20 protein-coding genes, 1 tRNA gene and 1 pseudogene are annotated in these 19,212 nt (G+C 68.3%); 7 read left to right on the top strand and 15 right to left on the bottom strand.

Annotated features, from left to right (window positions below):
- Positions 1–204: 204 nt before the first annotated feature.
- The 6 genes from X946_RS08470 to urtA form a co-directional block, all read right to left on the bottom strand.
- Entirely contained in the window at positions 205–1,080 is an 876-nt protein-coding gene (locus X946_RS08470) for an urease accessory protein UreD (protein ID WP_038745798.1), read from the bottom strand.
- 195 nt (positions 1,081–1,275) lie between these two features.
- Positions 1,276–1,968 (bottom strand): urea ABC transporter ATP-binding subunit UrtE, encoded by a 693-nt coding sequence (urtE, locus tag X946_RS08465; RefSeq protein WP_038745796.1) that lies wholly within the window; start codon positions 1,966–1,968, stop codon positions 1,276–1,278.
- Positions 1,969–1,972: 4 nt separating this feature from the next.
- Positions 1,973–2,836, bottom strand: a complete 864-nt coding sequence (urtD, locus tag X946_RS08460) for an urea ABC transporter ATP-binding protein UrtD (protein WP_038745794.1) — start codon at positions 2,834–2,836, stop codon at positions 1,973–1,975.
- Positions 2,833–4,017: an urea ABC transporter permease subunit UrtC gene (gene urtC, locus X946_RS08455; RefSeq protein WP_038745792.1), complete on the bottom strand. Its 1,185-nt coding sequence runs from the start codon at positions 4,015–4,017 to the stop codon at positions 2,833–2,835. The genes urtD and urtC overlap by 4 nt, the downstream gene beginning before the upstream one ends.
- A gap of 1 nt (position 4,018) precedes the next feature.
- Positions 4,019–5,647: an urea ABC transporter permease subunit UrtB gene (urtB, locus tag X946_RS08450; RefSeq protein WP_038745790.1), complete on the bottom strand. Its 1,629-nt coding sequence runs from the start codon at positions 5,645–5,647 to the stop codon at positions 4,019–4,021.
- Between the two features lie 88 nt (positions 5,648–5,735).
- The gene (urtA, locus tag X946_RS08445) at positions 5,736–7,043 is read right to left on the bottom strand and encodes an urea ABC transporter substrate-binding protein (RefSeq protein WP_038745788.1); all 1,308 of its coding nucleotides are present in this window, start codon (positions 7,041–7,043) and stop codon (positions 5,736–5,738) included.
- A 342-nt stretch (positions 7,044–7,385) separates the two neighbouring features.
- Here urtA and X946_RS08440 point away from each other — a divergent pair, with 342 nt between their 5' ends.
- On the top strand, positions 7,386–8,714 hold the full coding sequence (locus X946_RS08440) for an aspartate aminotransferase family protein (protein ID WP_038745786.1): 1,329 nt from the start codon (positions 7,386–7,388) through the stop codon (positions 8,712–8,714).
- A gap of 69 nt (positions 8,715–8,783) precedes the next feature.
- Here the strand turns inward: X946_RS08440 and X946_RS08435 are convergent, their stop codons facing one another.
- From X946_RS08435 to hemN, 4 genes are all read right to left on the bottom strand, one after another.
- Complete coding sequence (locus tag X946_RS08435) at positions 8,784–9,107, bottom strand: rhodanese-like domain-containing protein (protein ID WP_038745784.1); 324 nt, start codon at positions 9,105–9,107, stop codon at positions 8,784–8,786.
- Positions 9,108–9,121: 14 nt separating this feature from the next.
- Positions 9,122–9,775, bottom strand: coding sequence for a protein-L-isoaspartate O-methyltransferase family protein (locus X946_RS08430; RefSeq protein WP_038745782.1), 654 nt, complete (start codon positions 9,773–9,775; stop codon positions 9,122–9,124).
- A 107-nt stretch (positions 9,776–9,882) separates the two neighbouring features.
- The gene (locus tag X946_RS08425; protein ID WP_038745780.1) at positions 9,883–10,140 is read right to left on the bottom strand and encodes a hypothetical protein; all 258 of its coding nucleotides are present in this window, start codon (positions 10,138–10,140) and stop codon (positions 9,883–9,885) included.
- A 68-nt stretch (positions 10,141–10,208) separates the two neighbouring features.
- Positions 10,209–11,603, bottom strand: a complete 1,395-nt coding sequence (gene hemN / locus X946_RS08420) for an oxygen-independent coproporphyrinogen III oxidase (protein WP_038745776.1) — start codon at positions 11,601–11,603, stop codon at positions 10,209–10,211.
- A gap of 172 nt (positions 11,604–11,775) precedes the next feature.
- Between hemN and X946_RS08415 the strand changes: the two genes are divergently transcribed.
- The 3 genes from X946_RS08415 to X946_RS08405 all read left to right on the top strand — a co-directional run bounded on the left by X946_RS08415 (position 11,776) and on the right by X946_RS08405 (position 13,590).
- Entirely contained in the window at positions 11,776–12,105 is a 330-nt protein-coding gene (locus X946_RS08415; protein WP_038745838.1) for a YkgJ family cysteine cluster protein, read from the top strand.
- Complete coding sequence (locus X946_RS08410; RefSeq protein WP_038745775.1) at positions 12,102–12,683, top strand: DUF1439 domain-containing protein; 582 nt, start codon at positions 12,102–12,104, stop codon at positions 12,681–12,683. The genes X946_RS08415 and X946_RS08410 overlap by 4 nt, the downstream gene beginning before the upstream one ends.
- 76 nt (positions 12,684–12,759) lie before the next feature.
- Positions 12,760–13,590 (top strand): undecaprenyl-diphosphate phosphatase, encoded by an 831-nt coding sequence (locus tag X946_RS08405; protein WP_038745774.1) that lies wholly within the window; start codon positions 12,760–12,762, stop codon positions 13,588–13,590.
- Positions 13,591–13,758: 168 nt separating this feature from the next.
- Here the strand turns inward: X946_RS08405 and trmB are convergent, their stop codons facing one another.
- The 3 genes from trmB to X946_RS36660 form a co-directional block, all read right to left on the bottom strand.
- Positions 13,759–14,553 carry a tRNA (guanosine(46)-N7)-methyltransferase TrmB gene (trmB, locus tag X946_RS08400; protein WP_038745773.1) on the bottom strand — a complete coding sequence of 265 codons (795 nt, stop codon included), beginning with the start codon at positions 14,551–14,553 and terminating at the stop codon, positions 13,759–13,761.
- Between the two features lie 158 nt (positions 14,554–14,711).
- Positions 14,712–14,786: transfer RNA gene (locus X946_RS08395), tRNA-Gly, on the bottom strand.
- A 13-nt stretch (positions 14,787–14,799) separates the two neighbouring features.
- Positions 14,800–15,498 (bottom strand): alcohol dehydrogenase catalytic domain-containing protein, encoded by a 699-nt coding sequence (locus X946_RS36660; protein WP_326929476.1) that lies wholly within the window; start codon positions 15,496–15,498, stop codon positions 14,800–14,802.
- Here X946_RS36660 and X946_RS08385 point away from each other — a divergent pair.
- A pseudogene (locus X946_RS08385) lies at positions 15,440–16,582 on the top strand (SIR2 family NAD-dependent protein deacylase). The gene X946_RS36660 and the pseudogene X946_RS08385 sit on opposite strands and share 59 nt — an antisense overlap.
- 30 nt (positions 16,583–16,612) lie before the next feature.
- On the opposite strand, the gene X946_RS08380 reads toward X946_RS08385, so the two are convergent.
- Complete coding sequence (locus tag X946_RS08380; protein WP_038745769.1) at positions 16,613–17,833, bottom strand: S53 family peptidase; 1,221 nt, start codon at positions 17,831–17,833, stop codon at positions 16,613–16,615.
- Positions 17,834–18,105: 272 nt separating this feature from the next.
- On the bottom strand, positions 18,106–18,429 hold the full coding sequence (locus tag X946_RS33480; RefSeq protein WP_145986737.1) for a hypothetical protein: 324 nt from the start codon (positions 18,427–18,429) through the stop codon (positions 18,106–18,108).
- An 11-nt stretch (positions 18,430–18,440) separates the two neighbouring features.
- Between X946_RS33480 and crcB the strand changes: the two genes are divergently transcribed.
- A complete protein-coding gene (gene crcB, locus X946_RS08375) occupies positions 18,441–18,827 on the top strand; it encodes a fluoride efflux transporter CrcB (protein ID WP_038745834.1) in 387 nt (128 codons plus the stop codon).
- Between the two features lie 21 nt (positions 18,828–18,848).
- Positions 18,849–19,208 (top strand): DUF190 domain-containing protein, encoded by a 360-nt coding sequence (locus X946_RS08370; protein WP_038745767.1) that lies wholly within the window; start codon positions 18,849–18,851, stop codon positions 19,206–19,208.
- The last annotated feature ends 4 nt before the right edge of the window (positions 19,209–19,212 follow it).

Here is a 19,212-nt window from a genome sequence, read left to right as displayed (position 1 = left end):
AAACGTAATATTCGGGCGGCGCGCTGCGCGGCGGGCGCGAAGATATCGTAGCACTGCGAACGTGCGCGTGCGGCGAGGCCTGCTGAAGCAAGAGAGCAAGGCACGTGCCACGCGTTTTATCCGCGCGTTCGTGCCGCGCGGCGGTGCGGCGCGCACCGAGATGGCGCGTTTTTCTGAAAGGCGTGCGTCAGGAACGTGCGGCGATCAGGTCTGCCAGAGACGCAGCGGCTTCGCGTCGACGCCGTGGACGATCGGGCGCAGCGCAAGCCATTGGTCGATGAACAGGCGCTGCAGCGTTTCCATCGAATGGGCGAGCGCGCGAATCAGCATCACGCCGGGCGCGACGCACGTGACGCCGGCGCGCAGCGCGTCGTCGAACGGCAGCGCGGGCGCGATCGATTCGGCGAGCGCGTCGGTGCATGCGGCGCCGAGCGCCCACAGCGTGCCGTAGACGGGAAAGCCGCCGAGCCCTTGCGGCGCGGCGCGCAGCGGATCGGCCGCGTCGAGGCGCGCGCGCTCGACCCACCATGGCCGCCCCGACGGGCCGACGATCTTCGAGAACGATGCGATGCTGCCCGTCGACCACGCTTCGCCCGCCGCCTGGCGGCCGAGCTGCGTCGCGTCCCAGCCGAGCGCGCTCGCGCCGTCGCCGAGCTTCAGCACGAATTCGAGCGACGCGTGCGCGGCGTCGAAGAACAGATTGTTCTGCGGCAGCCAGTCGAGCTTCGCGTGCGCGCCGACGTCGATGTCGATCCGCTGCCGCGCGTCGAGCCCGTTCGACTTGTACCACTTCGTCGCGCCGGGCGTCGTCAGCACCGCGTGCGTGCCGGCGTCGAGCCTCACGTCGATCTCGAGGCGGTCGCCGCCGGCGACGCCGCCCGGCGGATGAACGATGACCGCGTGGCAGATCGCGTCGCCTTCCGGATAGAGCGCGCGCTGCACGCGCAGCGGCCCCGCGTGCCGGCGATGGGCGAGCGCGGTGCGCCCCGCCGGCTGCCGCTCGAAGCCGAGCTCGAGGCGGGCGTGCCACGCCTTGGCGGCGGGGCGGACGAGCGTGGCGTGGGGTTCGTGGGCGGACATCGGTCGAATCTGGAAAGCGGGCGCATCAATGCTACAGGATACCCGGCGTGCGGGCGCGGCCGGGCGCGATGGTTGCGCGCGACGATTTCGCGCGAGCGAGCCGCGTCGCGGCGCAGCCGCTTGCCGCTCGCGGATTGACGCAATGCGCGTTCGGCACGGGCGCGCTCGGCTCGCCTTCGCCGCGAAGCGCGCGGCTCAAACCGCGATCATCTCACGCACGCCGTGCGCGTCCATCTCGCTGCCCGCGCCGCCCGCGACGATCTCGCCGCGGCTCATCACCCAGTAGCGATCGGCGATCGAGCGCGCGAAATCGTAGTACTGCTCGACGAGCAGCACCGTCATCTTCGATTCGTCGACGAGCTGCCGCAGCGTGCGGCCGATGTCCTGGATGATCGACGGCTGGATGCCTTCCGTCGGCTCGTCGAGGATCAGCAGTTGCGGCTCGCTCATCAGCGCGCGGCCGATCGCGAGCTGCTGCTGCTGGCCGCCCGACAGGTCGCCGCCGCGCCGCGCGCGCATGTCTTTCAGCACCGGAAAGAGATCGTAGATGCGGTCGGGCACCTTGGACGGCGCCTTGCGGCTCGCCGCGCCGACGAGCAGGTTCTCCTCGACGGTGAGCCGCGGAAAGACGTCGCGGCCCTGCGGCACGTAAGCGAGGCCCGCGGCGACGCGCGCGTAGGGCGGCAGCGCGCCGAGCGGCTTGCCGCGCCACGCGATGCCGCCGCTTTTCGTCGGCACGACGCCCATCACGCAGCGCAAGAGCGTCGTCTTGCCGACGCCGTTGCGCCCGAGCAGCACGGTGAGCTTGCCGTCGCCGGCTTCGAGCGTCACGTCGCGCAGGATGTGGCTGCCGCCGTAGTATTGGTTCAGCGCTTCGATCGTCAGCATCGCATCATCGTCCGAGGTAAGACTCGATCACCGCTTCGTCGCGCTTCACCTGATCGAGCGTGCCTTGCGCGAGCACCGCGCCTTCGGCCATCACGGTCACGCGGCCCGCGTCGCCCGCGAGCGCCGCGACGAACTCCATGTCGTGCTCGACGACCATCATCGAGCACGTGCCGCGCAGCGTGTTCAGCAGCTCGGCGAGCGCCATCGTCTCGTGGTCGGTCATGCCGGCCGCGGGCTCGTCGAGCAGCAGCAGCGCGGGGCGCTGCATCAGCAGCATGCCGATCTCGAGCCGCTGCTTCTGCCCGTGCGACAGCTCGCCCGCGAGCCGGTACGCGCTGTCCTCGAGCCGGATCAGCGCGAGCGTCTCTTCGATCCGCGCCTGCGCCGCGCGGTCGAGCCGCGCGCGCAGCGACGCGAACCAGCGCTTGTCGGCCGCCATCGCGAGCTCGAGGTTTTCCCATACCGGGTGCTGCTCGAACACGGTCGGCTTCTGGAACTTGCGGCCGATGCCGGCGCGGGCGATCTCCGGCTCGTTCATGCGTGCGAGGTCGAGCGTCTGGCCGAGGAACACCTTGCCCGCGTCGGGGCGTGTCTTGCCGGTGATCACGTCCATCATCGTCGTCTTGCCGGCGCCGTTCGGGCCGATCACGCAGCGCAGCTCGCCGACGTCGATCGACAGCGACAGCTTTCTCAGCGCCCGAAAACCGTCGAAGCTCACTTCGACATCCTCAAGATAGAGGATCGTGCCGTGCGACGTGTCGATCGCGCCGGGCGTGACGACGTGCGACATCGGCGCCGTGCCGCTGACCGCGCGCAGATCGACGCCGTCCGGCTGCGCGAGGTCGGGAATCATCGCGTTCTCGTTCATCGTGGCGTTCCCTTGCGCGTGACGGTGTCGACGAGGCCCATGATGCCGCGCGGCAGCACGAGCGGCACGAGCACGAAGATGAGGCCGAGGAAGAACAGCCAGTATTCGGCGAAGTACGCGGTGAACACGCTCTTCGCGCCGTTGACGGCGAACGCGCCGACGATCGGGCCGATCAGCGTGCCGCGGCCGCCCACCGCGACCCAGATCGCCATCTCGATCGAATTGCCGGGCGACATCTCGCTCGGGTTGATGATGCCGACCTGCGGCACGTACAGCGCGCCCGCGATTGCGCACAGCACGGCCGACACGACCCACACGAACAGCTTGTACGCGAGCGGGCTGTAGCCGAGGAACATGATGCGCGTCTCGCCGTCGCGGATCGCGGTGACGACGCGGCCGAGCTTGCTCGTGACGATCGCGCGCGCGGCCACGAACGACGCGACGAGCGTCGCGAACGTCATCAGCAACAGCGCCGTGCGCGTGCCGGGCGACGTGATCGCGAAGCCGGCGATGCGCTTGAAATCGGTGAAGCCGTTGTTGCCGCCGAAGCCCGTCTCGTTGCGATAGAAGAGCAGCATCGCGGCGAACGTCGTCGCCTGCGTGATGATCGACAGATAGACGCCCTTCACGCGCGAGCGGAACGTGAAGAAGCCGAACACCCACGCGACGGCGGCAGGCACGAGCACGACGAGCGCGAGCGCATACGCGAGATGCTCGGTGCCGCTCCAGTACCACGGCAGCCGATGCCAGTCGAGGAACACCATGAAGTCGGGCAGGTCGCTGCCGTACTTGCCGTCGCGGCCGATCGCGCGCATCAGGTACATGCCGATCGCGTAGCCGCCGAGCGCGAAGAACAGGCCGTGCCCGAGGCTCAGGATGCCGCAGTAGCCCCAGACGAGATCGAGCGCGAGCGCGGCGATCGCGTAGCACATCAGCTTGCCCGCGAGCGTCATTGCATAGGATGACAGATGAAAAGCGCTCGACTCGGGCGCGACGAGCGCGGCGAGTGGCACGCCGACGCCCACCGCGACGCACAGCGCGACGAGCGCGAGCCACGCGCGCCGCGACAGCAGCGCGGGGCGCGGCGGCAGGCCGAGCGCGAAGCGCGGCGCGGCGGGGGCGGCCGCCGCGGGGGAGGCGGCGCTCGGCGCGACGCAAAGGGATTGGATCGTCGAAGTCATGTCAAGCCTCCGCGCTGCGGCCCTTCAGGGCGAACATCCCTTGCGGGCGTTTCTGGATGAACAGCACGATCATCACGAGCACCGCGATCTTCGCGAGCACGGCGCCCCAGAACGGTTCGATCGCCTTGCTGACGAGCCCGAGGCCGAAGCCGCCGAGCACCGTGCCCGCGATCTGTCCGACGCCGCCGAGCACGACCGCCATGAACGAATCGATGATGTAGCTCTGGCCGAGATCGGGGCCGACATTGCCGATCTGCGACAACGCGCAGCCGCCGAGCCCCGCGATGCCCGCGCCGAACGCGAACGCATACGAATCGACGCGCGCCGTCTTCACGCCGACGCACGCGGCCATCCGGCGGTTCTGCGTGACCGCGCGCACGAACAGGCCGAGCCGCGTCTTCGTGAGCACCGCCCACGCGACGCCGGCGACGGCGAGCGCGAACGCGAGGATCGCGAGCCGGTTGTACGGCAGGATCAGGTTCTGCATCACGGTCACGCCGCCGCTCATCCATGACGGATTGACGACTTGCACGTTCTGCGCGCCGAAGATCATTCGCGTCGCCTGGATCAGGATGAGGCTCACGCCGAAGGTTGCGAGGAGCGTCTCGAGCGGGCGGCCGTACAGGTGCTTGAGCACCGTGCGCTCGAGCACGGCACCGAGCGCGGCCGCCGCGAGAAACGACGCCGGAATCGCGGCGAGCGGATACCAGTCGAACGCGCCCGGCAGGTAGCGCTGCACGAGCGTCTGCACGACATAGGTCGCGTATGCGCCGATCATCAGGAATTCGCCGTGCGCCATGTTGATGACGCCGATGAGGCCGTAGGTGATCGCGAGGCCGAGCGCGGCGAGCAGCAGCACGCTGCCGAGCGACAGGCCCGCGAACAGCGTGCCCGCGATCTCGCCGCGGCGCTGGATCGTGTGCAGCGCGTCGAGCCCTTGCTGTGCGGCGTCGCGCACGCGCGCATCGGGCTCCGCATAGCTGCCGTCGGCATTTTTCGCGGCGAGCGGGCGCAGTTGCTCGATCATGTCGAGATCGCGGCGCGCGGCGACGAGCCGCACCGCTTCGAGGCGCTTCGCCGGATCGGCGTCGTGCAGCGCGGCGATCGCCCGCAGCGCGTCGAGGCGGCGCTTGAGCGTCGGGTCGGTCTCCTTCGCGCGCGCCGCGTCGATCATCGGTTTCAACGATGCGTCGGGGCTCTTCAGCAGCGCATCGATCGCGCCGCGCCGCGTGTCGGGATCGGGCGAAGCGAGATCGAGCCCGGACAGCGCATTCGCGATCTTCGTGCGCAGCAGGTTGTTGAGCATCACGGGTTGCGCGTCGCCCGCCTGCGCGGGGGCGTTCGTCAGCGCGTCGCGCGCGGTGTCGCCGCTCTGGATCAGGATGCGTCCCGCGTCGGTCGCGAGCGCGTCGCCGTTCGCGAGCGCGTTCAGGAGCGCGACGGCGGCGGCGTCGTGCTCGGCGGCGAGATGGTCGACCGCGGCGGTCTTCGCGTCGAAGTCGTCGCCGGCGAGCGCGGCGACGTCGGCAGCCGTGACGGCGAGCGCCGCGCGGGGCGCGCCGAGCGCGAACGCCGCGCACGCGGCGAGCGCCGCGAACGCACGGGCGGCGCGGCTCAAAGGCGTGGGCATCGGTATGTCCTCGCGAAGGGAGAGGGCGCGCGCGGCGCGGCCGCGCGCGATGAAGACGCCGCGCTTTCGCGCGGCGCGTGCGCAGGCGTCAGGCGAGCGCCGTGCGGCGGCGGCGCAGGAACTCGGAAATCGAGCCGACCACATCGGGCTTGCCCTGATTGCCCGCGATGAACGGGCTCCACGGCTGCGCGCGGACGGCCGTCTTCGTCTTCCAGACGACGTTGAACTGGCCGTCGCCGCGGATCTCGCCGATCATCACCGGCTTGTGCAGATGATGGTTGCCGTCCATCGTCAGCGTGAAGCCCGACGGCGCGGCCACGCTCTGGCCGATCATCGCGGCGCGCACGCGGTCGACATCGGTGCTCTTCGCCTTCTCGACCGCCTGCTTCCACATGTGGATGCCGACGAACGTCGCTTCCATCGGATCGTTGGTCACGCGTTTCGCGCCGCCCGGCAGGTTCTGCGACTTCACCCACGCGGCGAACTGCTCCTTGAACTTCGCGTTCGCCGGCCCCTTCACCGACATGAAGTAATTCCACGCGGCCAGGTGCCCGACGAGCGGCTTCGTGTCGATGCCGCGCAGCTCTTCTTCGCCCACCGAGAACGCGACGACGGGCACGTCGGTCGCCTTGAGCCCCTGATTGCCGAGCTCCTTGTAGAACGGCACGTTCGAATCGCCGTTGATCGTCGAGATCACCGTCGTCTTGCCGCCTTGCGCGAAGGTCTTGATGTTCGCGACGATCGTCTGGTAATCGCTGTGCCCGAACGGTGTGTAGACTTCCTGAATATCGGAATCCTTGACGCCCTTCGATTTCAGGAACGCGCGCAGGATCTTGTTGGTCGTGCGCGGATAGACGTAATCGGTGCCGAGCAGGAAGAAGCGCTTCGCGCCGCCGCCTTCCGAGCTCATCATGTATTCGACGGCCGGAATCGCCTGCTGATTCGGCGCGGCGCCCGTGTAGAACACGTTGCGCGACATCTCTTCGCCCTCGTACTGAACCGGGTAGTAGAGCAGGCCGTTCAGCTCCTCGAACACGGGCAGCACCGATTTGCGCGACACCGACGTCCAGCAGCCGAACACGCACGCGACCTTGTCCTGCGTGAGCAACTGGCGCGCCTTCTCGGCGAAGAGCGGCCAGTTCGAGGCGGGATCGACGACGACGGGCTGAATCTGCCGCCCGAGCACGCCGCCGTTCTTGTTGATGTCGGCGATCGTCATCAGCGCGGTGTCCTTGAGCGAAGTCTCGGAGATCGCCATCGTGCCCGACAGCGAATGCAGGATGCCCACCTTGATCGGGCCTTTGCCCGCATCCGCCGCGCGCGCGAGCGGGCTTTGCCCCGCGAGCGCCATCACGCCTGCCATCGATCCGAACTTCAAAAGACTGCGACGTTTCATCGAATTCCCCTTGCCTGTTGGAGTGTGGGCGCGCACCGGAGCGGACACGCGGCGAACCGATTACGCAAGGCATGTGCCAGAAGCGGCGCGGCGCGCGTGCGCGCGCCCGTCGGCGGGGCTTTCGGCGATGCGCCGCGGTGCCTGTGATGCCCGCGTTCGCGCATCGCGTGGTCCGTCGCGGTGCAGCGCCGGGCGCGCGCATGCTGCATGGTTGTGCATCGCGTGCCGCGTGCTTACACTCTCAATGCGAATTCCCCGCGGTGCGGCGCTCGGGCGCCGCGCCCGTCAGCGCGCATCAAGACGTATTCCAGGCATCGTTCGATCGATCTCCGAGGAGCCTCCATGGCCGAACACGTTTCGAAGACCCCCGACCTATCCGCGTTCTGGATGCCGTTCACCGCGAACCGGCAATTCAAGGAAGCGCCGCGCCTGCTCGTCGCGGCGAAGGGGATGTACTACACGTCGCACGACGGCCGCCGGATTCTCGACGGCACCGCGGGCCTCTGGTGCGTGAACGCGGGGCACGGGCGCGACGAGATCGTCGCCGCGGTGAAGGCGCAGGCCGAGGAGATGGATTTCGCGCCGACGTTCCAGATGGGACACCCGAAGGCGTTCGAAGCGGCGACGAAGATCGCGCGCCACACGCCGGGCGACCTGAAGCACATCTTCTTCACGAATTCGGGCTCGGAGGCGGTCGACACCGCGCTGAAGATCGCGCTCGCGTATCACCGCGCGCGCGGCGAAGGCGAGCGCACGCGCTTCATCGGACGCGAGCGCGGCTATCACGGCGTCGGCTTCGGCGGCATCTCGGTGGGCGGCATCGCGCCGAACCGCAAGGCGTACTCCGGGGCGTTGCTGCCGTCCGTCGATCATCTGCCGCACACGCTGAACCTGAAGGAGGCCGCGTTCTCGAAGGGGCAGCCCGCGTGGGGCGCGCATCTCGCGGACGAACTGGAGCGGCTCGTCGCGCTGCACGACGCGTCGACGATCGCCGCCGTGATCGTCGAGCCGGTCGCGGGCTCGACGGGCGTGCTGATTCCGCCGCAGGGCTATCTCGAGCGGCTGCGCGAATTGTGCGACAAGCACGGCATCCTGCTGATCTTCGACGAAGTGATCACCGGCTGGGGGCGGCTCGGCGCGCCGTTCGCATCGCAGTTCTTCGGCGTGACGCCCGATCTGCTGACGATGGCGAAGGGCACGAACAACGCGGCCGTGCCGATGGGCGCGGTGGCCGCGAGCGGCGCGATTCACGACGCGATCGTGAACGGCGCGCCCGCCGGCATCGAGCTGTTCCACGGCTACACGTATTCGGGGCACCCGCTCGCGGCCGCGGCGGCCGTCGCGACGATCGATCTCTACGAGCGCGACGGGCTGCTCACGCGCGCCGCGCAGATCGCGCCGACCTTCGAGCGCGAGATCCACCAGCTGAAGGACGCGCGCCACGTGATCGACGTGCGCAATCTCGGCCTGGTCGGCGGCGTCGAGCTGAAGCCGCGCGACGGCAAGCCGGGCGCGCGCGCGTACGAAGTCTTCGTCAAATGCTTCCAGAAGGGCGCGATGATCCGCTACACGGGCGATATCCTGGCGTTCTCGCCGCCGCTCATCGTGGAGGAGGCGCAGATCGTCGAGCTGTTCTCGATCGTCGCGCAAGCGCTGAAGGAAACGGAGTAGGCGGGACGGGAAGCGGGCGGGACGCTCGGGCGAAGCGGCGCGCATCGCGCGCGCCGCCGCGATGCGCGCTCAGTAGCGCGGCACCGACGGATCGACGTCGCGCGACCACGCGTCGATCCCGCCTTGCAGGTTGTAGAGCTTCGTGAAGCCGCGCGATTCGAGGAACATCGCGACTTGCGCGCTGCGCATGCCGTGATGGCACATGCAGACGATCTCCGCCTCGTCGTCGAGCTCCTCGCTGCGCGCGGGGATCTGCTGCATCGGGATCGATACGCTGCCGTCGATCTTCGCGGTCGCGATCTCCCACGGCTCGCGCACGTCGAGCACGACAGGCGCCGGGCGCGCCGGGTCGCGCAGCCATTCGGCGAGGGCGGAAGCGGTCAGGATCTGCATCGGCACGCGCTGCCTCAGAACTTGAAGCGCGACGGCTCGATCGCGTTGACGAGGTGCTCGACGTAGGTCTCGAACACATCGGCGACGCGGTATTGCTTCTCGTCGATGCGCGTGATGATCTGCGCCTCCATCACCGGCCGGCCGCCGACGAACGCGGCGAGGCGGCCGCCCACCTTCAGTTGCTCGAGCAGCTCCTGCGGGACGACGGGCAGGCCGCCCGACACGCAGATCACGTCGTACGGCGCTTTCGCGGGCCAGCCGCGCGAGCCGTCGCCGAGCGCGACTTCGACGTTCGTCACGCCGTTCTTCTTCAAGTTTTCCTCGGCGAACTGCGCGAGCTCCGGATCGATCTCGACCGTCGTCACGCGCTGGCCGCGCGCGCCGAGGAGCGCCGCCATGTAGCCGGAGCCCGCGCCGATCTCGAGCACGTTCTCGTGCTTCTTCACCGCGAGCTCCTGCAGGATGCGGGCCTCGACGCGCGGGAACAGCATCTTCTGGCCGTTCGGCAACGGCAGCTCGATGTCGGTGAACGCCAGCTCGCGGTACGCGGCCGGCACGAAGTTTTCACGCTTGACGACCGACAGCAAGCTCAAGACGTCGTGATCCAGTACGTCCCAAGGGCGGATCTGCTGTTCGATCATGTTGAAACGCGCTTTTTCGATATTCATGGTGTCATGCGGGCCTGGACGGCCGTCAGCGAGGGGACGAAGAACTTTCGAATTGTACCAAACGGGGTTGAGGTCTTGCCTTCAGAACGCCTGCAGCCCGAAACCGGCTAGCGCTTGCTGTTCTTGATCTGCTGCTCGAAGGCGACGTCGAGCTTGCTCGCCTTGCGCGGCTTCTTCGGGCCGAGGCCGTCGACGAACGCGACGAAATCCTCGAGCGGCAGCGGCGCGCAGAGCTTCTCGGCGGCGCCGCTTGCCCGGTCGACGAGGTAGAAGAGGCCGCCCGGCATGCCGACCGCCGAATACTGCGGGTTGCCGGCGCGGGCTTTCAGGCGTTCGACCGCGCGGGTCGCTTGCGTGGTGCGCATCGTGCGTCAAAACGGAGTGCGATGAAACCGTCACTTTATCAACAACGCGGGCCGAGCGCGCGCCGCGCTCAGACCGTCTTCGAATAACGGTTTTCGGACGCGCCCGACAGGTATGCGTCGAACACCATCGCGATGTTGCGCACGTAGAGGCGTCCCGCCGGATGAATCGTCAGACGATCGCCGCCGATCGACAGCAGGCCGTCGCGCTCGAAGCCGCGCAGCGTGTCGAGCTCGCGCGAGAATTTGTTCGCGAAGCGCACGCCGTACGCCGCCTCGAAATGCGAGAACGGCAGCACGAGGTTGCACATCAGGTGCGAGATCACGTCGCGCCGCAGCCGGTCGTTCGCGGACAGCCTCACGCCGCGCGCGATCGGCAGGCGCTGGTCGGCGAGGGCCGCGCCGTAGCGCGGCAGATGCTTCGCGTTCTGCGCGTAGACGTCGCCGACCTTGCCGATCGACGACGCGCCGATGCCGACCAGATCGGCGTCCGCGCGCGTGCTGTAGCCCTGGAAATTGCGCTGCAGCGTGCCGTTGCGCTGCGCGCGGACGAGCTCGTCGCCCGGCCGCGCGAAATGGTCCATGCCGATGTACGCGTAGCCCGCGCGAGTGAGCCGCTCGATCGCGAGGCCGAGGAGCGCGATCCGCGTCGCGGGCGGCGGCAGCGCGGCGGCGTCGATCTGCCGCTGCATCTTGAACAGATGCGGCATGTGCGCGTAGCCGAACACGGAGAGCCGGTCGGGCTCGAGCTCGACGATCGTGTCGAGCGTGCGTGCGAAGCTCGACACCGTCTGGTGCGGCAGCCCGTAGATGAGATCGACGCTGACCGAGTGGTAGCCCGTCGCGCGCGCCGCGCGAACGAGGTCCGACGTCATCTTGAGCGGCTGCACGCGGTTGATCGCGCGCTGCACGTCGGGATCGAAGTCCTGCACGCCGAGGCTCACGCGGTTGAAGCCGATCGTGCGCAGATGAACGATCGTCGCGGGCGACGCGGTGCGCGGGTCGATCTCGATCGAGAATTCGCCCGTGCGGTCCGACGCGAGCGTGAAGTATTCGCGGGTCGCCGCCATCAGCTCGGCCGTCTCGGCGTTCGACAGGAAGGTCGGCGTGCCGCCGCCCCAATGGAGTTGCGTGACGGTCCGCTCGGGGTCGAAGAGCGCCGCCTGCAGCGCGATCTCGTGCGTCAGCTGATCGAGATAGGGCCGCGCGCGCTTGCGGTTGCGGGTCGCGATCTTGTTGCAGCCGCAGTAGAAGCACGCGGCCGCGCAGAACGGGATGTGGAAATAGAGCGACAGATCGCTTGCCGATGCGCCCGGATCGGCCGCCGCGCGGATGTAGTCGGCGGGATCGAAATCTTCGCGGAACTGCAACGCGGTGGGGTAGGACGTGTAACGAGGGCCGTTCGCCGTGTATTTGGCGAGCAAGTCGGGTCGAAACAGCGCTTCGGACGGGATCGGCGGCGTCATGCTGGAAGCTCGAATCGTGCTCTGTGACGCCGGTCAGTATATAAATCGGCGCTTTCATTGAATTGTGTAATAACGTCGCAGCGGCGGATGGCACAATACGGCTTTCGTTCGACGCGGGCCCGCGATCCCGCATTTTGCGGCGGTTGCGGCTTGTTATGGGATGTTTGATGTGATGATTGGCGAAGTTGCCGTGATGTCGGGGAAGGCGCCCGCGCACGCGTGCCGCGAAGGCTGCGGCGCGTGCTGCATCGCGCCGTCGATCTCGAGCCCGATTCCCGGCATGCCGAGCGGCAAGCCGGCCGGCGTGCGCTGCGCGCAACTCGCCGACGGCGAGCGCTGCGCGATCTTCGGCCGGCCGGAGCGGCCCGCGTGCTGCTCGGGCCTCAAGCCGAGCGACGAGATGTGCGGCGCGTCGCGCGCCGACGCGCTCGCATGGCTCGCCCGCCTCGAAGCCGATACGCGGCCGGCCGCGCCGCTTGCCTCAGCAGGAGATTCCGCATGACCCAGACGAGCGCGCCCGACCGGCGCCGCTTCCTGATCGCCGCGTGCGCGGCGGCGGGCGTCACCGTGTCGCTTGCCGCGTGCGCGTCGACGTTCCCGTTCATTCCCGATCACTACACGTTCTCGCAAGGCGACGTGCAGCGCGCGGTCGCCCGCAAGTTCCCGTATCAGAAGACGGTCGCGCAGGTGATCGACGTCGCGCTCGCGAATCCGGTCGTCGGGCTGCTGCCCGACCGGAACCGCGTCGCGGTGCGGCTCGACGCGCGCTTCGGGACCCCGTTCCTGCGCGAGCCCGTCAACGGCAAGTTCACCGTGTCGGGCCAGCTCGCGTACGACGCGCCGAGCCGCTCGGTCGTGCTGAAGGCGCCCGCCGTCGACAGCGTGAGCGTCGACGGCGACGCGCAACTCTATACGCAGCAGATCAGCGCGGCGGCTGGCCTGCTCGCGACCCAATTGCTGACCAACTATCCGATCTACACGTTCAAGCCGGAACAATTGCAATTTGCCGGCGTGAATTACGAACCCGGTACAATCACAATTCTTACAAACGGCATACGCGTGGCGATCGTCGAGAAGTGACGTCGCGCCGCGCGCGGCCGGATCGGCCGCGGCGGTTCCGTGGCCTCGGTTGATTCACTTTGGAAACGGGCCACGGATGGACTGGATACTGATTTGCAAAGCGCTGGCGCTTGGCATCGTCGAGGGACTGACCGAATTCCTGCCGGTGTCGAGCACCGGCCATTTGATCGTCGCAGGCAGCTTTCTGCGCTTTCATCCCGAGCAGGCGAAGACCTTCGACGTCGTGATCCAGTTCGGCGCGATTCTCGCGGTGTGCTGGGAATACCGCCGCCGGATCGTCGACGTCGTGACCGGCCTGCCGGCGCAGCGCGAAGCCAGGCGGTTCACGATGAACGTCGTGATCGCGACGCTGCCGGCGATCGCGCTCGCGCTCCTGTTCGAGAAAACGATCAAATCGGTGCTGTTCGCGCCCGTGCCCGTTGCGGTCGCGCTCGTCGTCGGCGGCGCGGCGATCCTGTGGGTCGAAGCCCGGCAGCGCGAGCGAGGCGCGCCGGCGCGCGTGCAGTCGATCGACGAGCTGACGCCGCTCGACGCGCTGAAGGTCGGCCTCGCGCAATGCTTCGCGCTGATTCCGGGGATGTCGCGGTCCGGCTCGACGATCATCGGCGGGATGCTGTTCGGGCTCGAGCGGCGCGTCGCGACCGAATTCTCGTTCTTTCTCGCGATCCCGGTGATTTTCGGCGCGACGCTGTACGAAACCGCGAAGGATTGGCGCGCGTTCAGCGTCGATTCGATCGGCCTCTTTTCGATCGGCCTCGTCGCCGCGTTCGTCAGCGCGTTCGCGTGCGTGCGCTGGCTGCTGCGCTACGTCGCGTCGCACGATTTCACCGCATTCGCGTGGTACCGGATCGCATTCGGGCTGTTCGTGCTGCTCGTCGGCTATAGCGGCTGGGTCGAGTGGAGCTGAGGCCGCGGTTCTGAATTTTCGCCCGGGTAGTCGACGAGTTTGACGGCGGCGGCGAGCGAGCCGCCATCGCCGCCGAGCCGTGCGGTCGCCGCGACGCGCGGCGACCGTATTGGACGTTCAATCGACCGGATTCTCTTTCCCCGGTCTGCGCCGCGCGCGAGTCGCGCGTCAGCCCGCGCGCTTCCGGAACACCAGATCCCACACGCCGTGCCCGAGCCGCAGCCCGCGGCGCTCGAACTTCGTCACCGGACGATAGTCGGGGCGGGGCGCATAGTCTTGCGCGGTGTTCTCGAGCGTCGGCTCGGCGCCGAGCACCTTGAGCATCTGCTCCGCGTAGTTCTGCCAGTCGGTCGCGCAGTGCAGGTACGCGCCCGGCTTGAGCCGCGCCGCGAGCTGCGCGACGAACGGCGGCTGGATCAGCCGGCGCTTGTGGTGGCGCGCCTTGTGCCATGGGTCCGGGAAGAAGATGTGCGCGCCGTCGAGGCTGCCGGGCGCGATCATGTGCTCGAGCACTTCGACCGCGTCGTGCTGAATGATCCGGATGTTCGTCAATTGCTGCTCGCCGATCAACTTCAGCAGCGCGCCGACGCCGGGCTCGTGCACCTCGACGCCGATGAAGTCGTCGCCCGGGCGAAGCGCGGCGATCTCGGCCGTCGACGTGCCCATCCCGAAGCCGATCTCGAGCACGCGCGGCGCGCGGCGGCCGAAGATCGCGTCCCAGTCCGGCTGCGTGCTGCCGTACGGGACGACGAAGCGCGGACCGAGCTCGTCGAGCGCGCGGCGCTGGCCCGTCGACACGCGGCCGGCGCGCGTGACGAAGCTGCGGATGCGGCGGAGATGGAGCGGGTTCGATTCGTCGTCGGCGTTGCCGGCTGCCGGCGCGGCGTCGATGGCCGGTGCGGAGGCTGCGTCGTTGGCGTCGTCGTGCGGCACGCCGGGGGCGTTCGGGTCGTCGTGAGTCATCGTGACAATGAAAGGCGAGTGGCGGGCGTGGCGCCGCGGCGCGCGACGGCGTCGCGTTCGACGGGCCGCCCGATACTGCGTACGAAATACGAAAAAGCCGCCTTCGACGAGGCGGCTTCGCGTGCTTCGGCGGCGGATGGCATCCACGGCCGGGAAAGTGGAGCGGGCGATGGGAATCGAACCCACGTCATCAGCTTGGGAAGCTGAGGTAATGGCCATTATACGACGCCCGCAGAACGCGTGATTCTACAGGGTTTGAAGCGGGGATGGCAATGGGCCTGGTTTGCCGATGGCGGAAGCCGGTGCCTGGCCTCCGTTCGATGCATACGCCGCTGCCCGCTGCTGCTGCCGCCGCTCGACGGGCATCCTGATGCGTTGTTGTACGCGTCGCCGGCATCGTCGGACGAGCGGGCAGCGCGCATGGAAAGGATATTCGCGAGCCCGCACGACGCACGACGCACGACGCGCGACGCACGACGCACGACGCACGACGCACGACGCACGACGCACGACGCACGACGCACGACGCGCGCGAGCGTCGCGCGTCGTCATCGTCCGCGTCACACGGTCAACATCACGCTTCCCGTTGTCTTCCCCGCCTTGAGCTCCGCGTGCGCGCGCCGCATCGGTCAGCGCATAGCGCGCGCCGATCGGCGCGACCATTCCGTCGACGAGCGCATCGAGCAGATCGCTCGCGCCGCGCGCGTACAACTCCGGATCGTTCGCGTGCGCAAGCGAGCCCGGCCGCAGGCGCGTGACCTCGCCGCCCGCCGCCTCGACGACGCCCGCGCCTTCGAAGCCGAGCACCGCGGGCAGCGACGCGACCGGGTACGGGCCGCTGCGAAAGTCGGTGTCGACGAAGTTCGCGCCAATCACCGTTTGCTCGATGCGCACGTCGAGCGGCCCCGGCGGGGAACGTCGACGTCGATGGCCTTCAGCCTTCATCGTCGAGCTGCTGCGAGGCGCGCCGGCGCTGCAGCGCGCGAGTGCGGCGGCGAAGTGAAGGGGATCGCGGAGCGACCGAGCCGGCGGCCGCGCGTCGGCCGACAGCGCGCGCGCCATGATCGCTCGGTGTCGAAAACGCTTCTGAGCGCGCGCCGCGCGGGCGTATGATCGTGCCGACTTCGATCGACGATTCCGAGCCATGTCCGACTCACGCCGCGCATCCTTTGGCACATCGCCCGACGCATCCGACGCCGCGGCGCGCATCGCCCCCGAGCGCGTCGACGCGGCCGTACGCGCGCTGTCCGGCGCCGACGCGCTGCTCGTCGCGGCGGGCGCCGGCATCGGCATCGATTCCGGGCTGCCGGATTTTCGCGGCGCGGAAGGACTGTGGCGCGCCTATCCGGCGCTCGGCCATGTCGGCTATGCGTTTCACGAGATCGCGTCGCCGCGCGCGTTTCGCGAGCGGCCGCGCCTCGCATGGGGCTTCTACGGCCATCGGCTCGCGATGTATCGCGCGGTCGTCCCGCACGAGGGATTCGGCATCCTGCGGCGCTGGGCCGGGGCAATGCGCAACGGCGCATTCGTGTTCACGAGCAACGTCGACGGCCACTTTCAGAAAGCGGGCTTCGATGCCGTGCGGATCGTCGAGATCCACGGCTCGATCCATGCGATGCAGTGTCTGCGCCCGTGCTCGGCGCACACCTGGAGCGCCGCGTCGTTCGTGCCCGTCGTCGACGAGCCCGCGTGCAGTCTCGTCGGCGATGTCCCCACGTGTGCGCATTGCGGCGGGATCGCGCGGCCGAACATCCTGATGTTCGACGATGCCGAATGGCTCGGCGCGCGCTACGACGCGCAGCACGATGCGTTGCGCGACTGGCTCGCGCGCGCGGGGCGCGTGGTGGTGGTCGAAGTCGGGGCCGGGACGGCGGTGCCGACGGTGCGCTTCTTCAGCGAGCGAATCGGCGACGACGTGATCCGAATCAATCTTCGCGAAGCGCATGCGCGGCGAGCCGACGTGATCGGACTGCCGGGCGGCGCGCTCGAGACGCTGCGCGCGCTCGATGCCGCGTGGCGGCGAGACTGACGAGCGGCCGCCCGCGCCGCCGCGCGCCCGTCACGGTTGCGCGACGAGCCCTTGAACCAGGTCGAGCGCGCGCGGCGAGCCCAATCCCGTCACGTAGTCGTAGCCGCCGCTCGCGGTGCAAACCATCCCGCAGGTGCCATTGGAGCCCGACGTCACGTCGTGATAGTCGCTGCCGTACGCGGACTTGCCGGCCGTGTAGAGCAGGTTGTACGAGCCGGCGAGCTTCGCTTTGCCGGCGGCGGCGCGCATCGAGTTCGCGATCGCGAAGAGCGCCGCCCATTGGGGCGCGCCCGCGCTCGTGCCGCCGACGACGAACCATCCCGACTGCCCTTGGTAGGTCACCGAGTCGTACACCGCGAAGCCCGAGCTCGGATTCGCGTTGTAGGCGACGTCGGGCACGCCGCGGCTGCCCGCGTACGGAATCGGCCACAGCGCCTGTCCGGACGGCTCCGGCTCGTACGTGCCGACGCCGCCGCCGCTGCCGCTCCACGCGGTTTCGCCGATGTAGTTGCCGGACGCGTCGGCGGACAGCGTCGTGCCGCCGACCGCGACGACGTACGGCGACACGGCCGGATATTCGGTGCCGTTGCCGCTGTCGCCGGACGATGCGACGAACGTGACGCGCTGCGGCGAGCTGAAGTGGCCGTCGAAGCCCGTCTCCCCGCTGAACTCGCTGCCGCCGAAGCTCATCGAGACGACGGATGCGCCGGCGCCGACCGCGGCGTCGACCGCGGTCATCAGGTCGTTGAGGCTGTTCGACGCCGCCTCGACGAGCACGATTTTCGCTTTCGGCGCGATCGCGTGCACCCATTCGACGTCGAGCGACATTTCGAGCGACCAGCCTGCGTCGGCGCGCGGCTTGCCGCCGCTCGCGTAGATCTTCTTGAAGCAGCCGTTCAGCGTCGTGCACGGCGGCAGCGAGAAGTTCTTGCTGAACACGCCGAGATCGGATTCGATCCTCGGATCGTCGTAGGCGTCGACGATCGCGACCACCATGCCGTCGCCCTGATTCGCGATCGAATCGAAGCCGTATGCGTGCCGCACGGCGGCGGGCGCGAGGCCTGCGACGCCGGTGGTCGAGAAGCGCGTCGGATTCGTGTGGAACGGCGGTCGCGCGTAGCCTTTCGGCACGCGGGTGCCTTCGACGTACGAGGGCGAATGGCCGTCGCCTTGCGCGAGCGCGGCCGACGTCGCGAATGCCTGAATGCATGCGGCCGCCATCAGGACGGACAGCAAGGGTTTGTTTTTCATGTTGAATTCTCCATATCAATAAATGGAGTGGTCTGTTTGAATTCTACGGGGCGGAAGATTTTTTTTGTATAGGAATGAGAGAATTGAGGGAATTCCCCGAGCCCATTTCGATATTCAGAGGATGGGGATCGTTGTTCTTTTCGAATCGATCGGACGGCTCGGGAGATTGGCGGTGGCGGGCGATCGTCAAGCGGCGGGGAATGCGCTGGAGCGGGCCGTACGATATCCGGAGTAACCCAGGGGAGAGTTTCTTGATAATCCGAATGGTTGATCTATTGGTTTTTCGATTGCGTTTTATTTGACGCTTCGAAAATAGAACGAACGGAAGTTTTATTCGGGATTTTTTCATGACGATGACGAACGGTCGAAGCGGTGCCGCCGATGCGGCCGGCGAGCGAAACCGCGGGCGCATTCGGGGGGGCGGCCGATATCGCGCGCGTCGACCGATTGCCGGACATCCCGCAATCCGCATAAAGTTGAGCGTGCGCGGCCGATGCGGGCGCGTCCGGCGTCACGCGCCGCCGATGCGGCGCGGGATGCGTGGCCCTTGCCGCATGGGCCGCACGGGCCGCGCGCGGATCTTCCCCGTCAATCATGAGGTATGGCCTTGTTCTATTCGATCGTCGCGATCTTCGTCGGCGCCGGGCTCGGCGCGCTGCTGCGCTGGTTCCTGAGCCTCGCTCTCAACGCGATCTTCCCCGACGTGCCGCTCGGCACGCTCGCATCCAACCTGATCGGCGGTTATCTGGTCGGCCTCGCGGTCGTCGCGTTCACGACGCGGGCGGGGCTGCCGCCCGAATGGCGGCTCTTCGTGATCACGGGCTTCATGGGCGGGCTCACGACGTTCTCGACGTACTCGGTCGAAGTGATGACGCACGCGGCTCAGGGCGAGTTCGGCTGGGCGCTCGCCGTGGCTGCCCTACACTTGATAGGTTCGTTCACATTGACGGGGCTCGGCATGTGGACCGCGCGGGCGTGGCTCGCGCCGGCCTGACCGGCGCCGGCGGAGACGGCTATGGACGCGATCTTCCTGCGTTTTTACGTACACGAGAATCACCGGCTGCACTGGAAGCCGCTCTGGGAGTGGCTGCTCGAGGAGGCGAACCGGATGGGCATCGGGGGCGGCTCCGCGTTTCGCGCGATGGCCGGGTTCGGCCAGCACCGGGTGCTGCACGAGGACCGCTTCTTCGAGCTGCAGGGCTCGCTTGCGATCGAGATCGAATTCATCGTCACGGCCGAAGAGGCGCAGCGGCTCGTCGAGCGCGTGTCGCGCGAGAAGGTGCGCGTGTGCTACGCGACGATTCCCGCGCGCTTCGGCGTGATCGACAATCTCGGCGACGGCGCGCCGGCCGCCGCTGATTCGCCGAAGGGATAGCGCG

The organism is Burkholderia sp. ABCPW 111 (assembly GCF_000773065.1).
Taxonomy (GTDB): Bacteria; Pseudomonadota; Gammaproteobacteria; order Burkholderiales; family Burkholderiaceae; genus Burkholderia; species Burkholderia savannae.
Note: the sequence above shows the minus strand (reverse complement) of the source record. Positions and strands in the feature narration are given on the sequence as shown.

What these genes read in the sequence shown, in the direction of transcription:
- X946_RS08470 (WP_038745798.1), bottom strand. Translation starts at nt 1,080, where the DNA reads ATGTCCGCCCACGAACCCCACGCCACGCTCGTCCGCCCCGCCGCCAAG.
- urtE (WP_038745796.1), bottom strand. Translation starts at nt 1,968, where the DNA reads ATGCTGACGATCGAAGCGCTGAACCAATACTACGGCGGCAGCCACATC.
- urtD (WP_038745794.1), bottom strand. Translation starts at nt 2,836, where the DNA reads ATGAACGAGAACGCGATGATTCCCGACCTCGCGCAGCCGGACGGCGTC.
- urtC (WP_038745792.1), bottom strand. Translation starts at nt 4,017, where the DNA reads ATGACTTCGACGATCCAATCCCTTTGCGTCGCGCCGAGCGCCGCCTCC.
- urtB (WP_038745790.1), bottom strand. Translation starts at nt 5,647, where the DNA reads ATGCCCACGCCTTTGAGCCGCGCCGCCCGTGCGTTCGCGGCGCTCGCC.
- urtA (WP_038745788.1), bottom strand. Translation starts at nt 7,043, where the DNA reads ATGAAACGTCGCAGTCTTTTGAAGTTCGGATCGATGGCAGGCGTGATG.
- X946_RS08440 (WP_038745786.1), top strand. Translation starts at nt 7,386, where the DNA reads ATGGCCGAACACGTTTCGAAGACCCCCGACCTATCCGCGTTCTGGATG.
- X946_RS08435 (WP_038745784.1), bottom strand. Translation starts at nt 9,107, where the DNA reads ATGCAGATCCTGACCGCTTCCGCCCTCGCCGAATGGCTGCGCGACCCG.
- X946_RS08430 (WP_038745782.1), bottom strand. Translation starts at nt 9,775, where the DNA reads ATGAATATCGAAAAAGCGCGTTTCAACATGATCGAACAGCAGATCCGC.
- X946_RS08425 (WP_038745780.1), bottom strand. Translation starts at nt 10,140, where the DNA reads ATGCGCACCACGCAAGCGACCCGCGCGGTCGAACGCCTGAAAGCCCGC.
- hemN (WP_038745776.1), bottom strand. Translation starts at nt 11,603, where the DNA reads ATGACGCCGCCGATCCCGTCCGAAGCGCTGTTTCGACCCGACTTGCTC.
- X946_RS08415 (WP_038745838.1), top strand. Translation starts at nt 11,776, where the DNA reads ATGATTGGCGAAGTTGCCGTGATGTCGGGGAAGGCGCCCGCGCACGCG.
- X946_RS08410 (WP_038745775.1), top strand. Translation starts at nt 12,102, where the DNA reads ATGACCCAGACGAGCGCGCCCGACCGGCGCCGCTTCCTGATCGCCGCG.
- X946_RS08405 (WP_038745774.1), top strand. Translation starts at nt 12,760, where the DNA reads ATGGACTGGATACTGATTTGCAAAGCGCTGGCGCTTGGCATCGTCGAG.
- trmB (WP_038745773.1), bottom strand. Translation starts at nt 14,553, where the DNA reads ATGACTCACGACGACCCGAACGCCCCCGGCGTGCCGCACGACGACGCC.
- X946_RS36660 (WP_326929476.1), bottom strand. Translation starts at nt 15,498, where the DNA reads ATGAAGGCTGAAGGCCATCGACGTCGACGTTCCCCGCCGGGGCCGCTC.
- X946_RS08380 (WP_038745769.1), bottom strand. Translation starts at nt 17,833, where the DNA reads ATGAAAAACAAACCCTTGCTGTCCGTCCTGATGGCGGCCGCATGCATT.
- X946_RS33480 (WP_145986737.1), bottom strand. Translation starts at nt 18,429, where the DNA reads ATGATTGACGGGGAAGATCCGCGCGCGGCCCGTGCGGCCCATGCGGCA.
- X946_RS08370 (WP_038745767.1), top strand. Translation starts at nt 18,849, where the DNA reads ATGGACGCGATCTTCCTGCGTTTTTACGTACACGAGAATCACCGGCTG.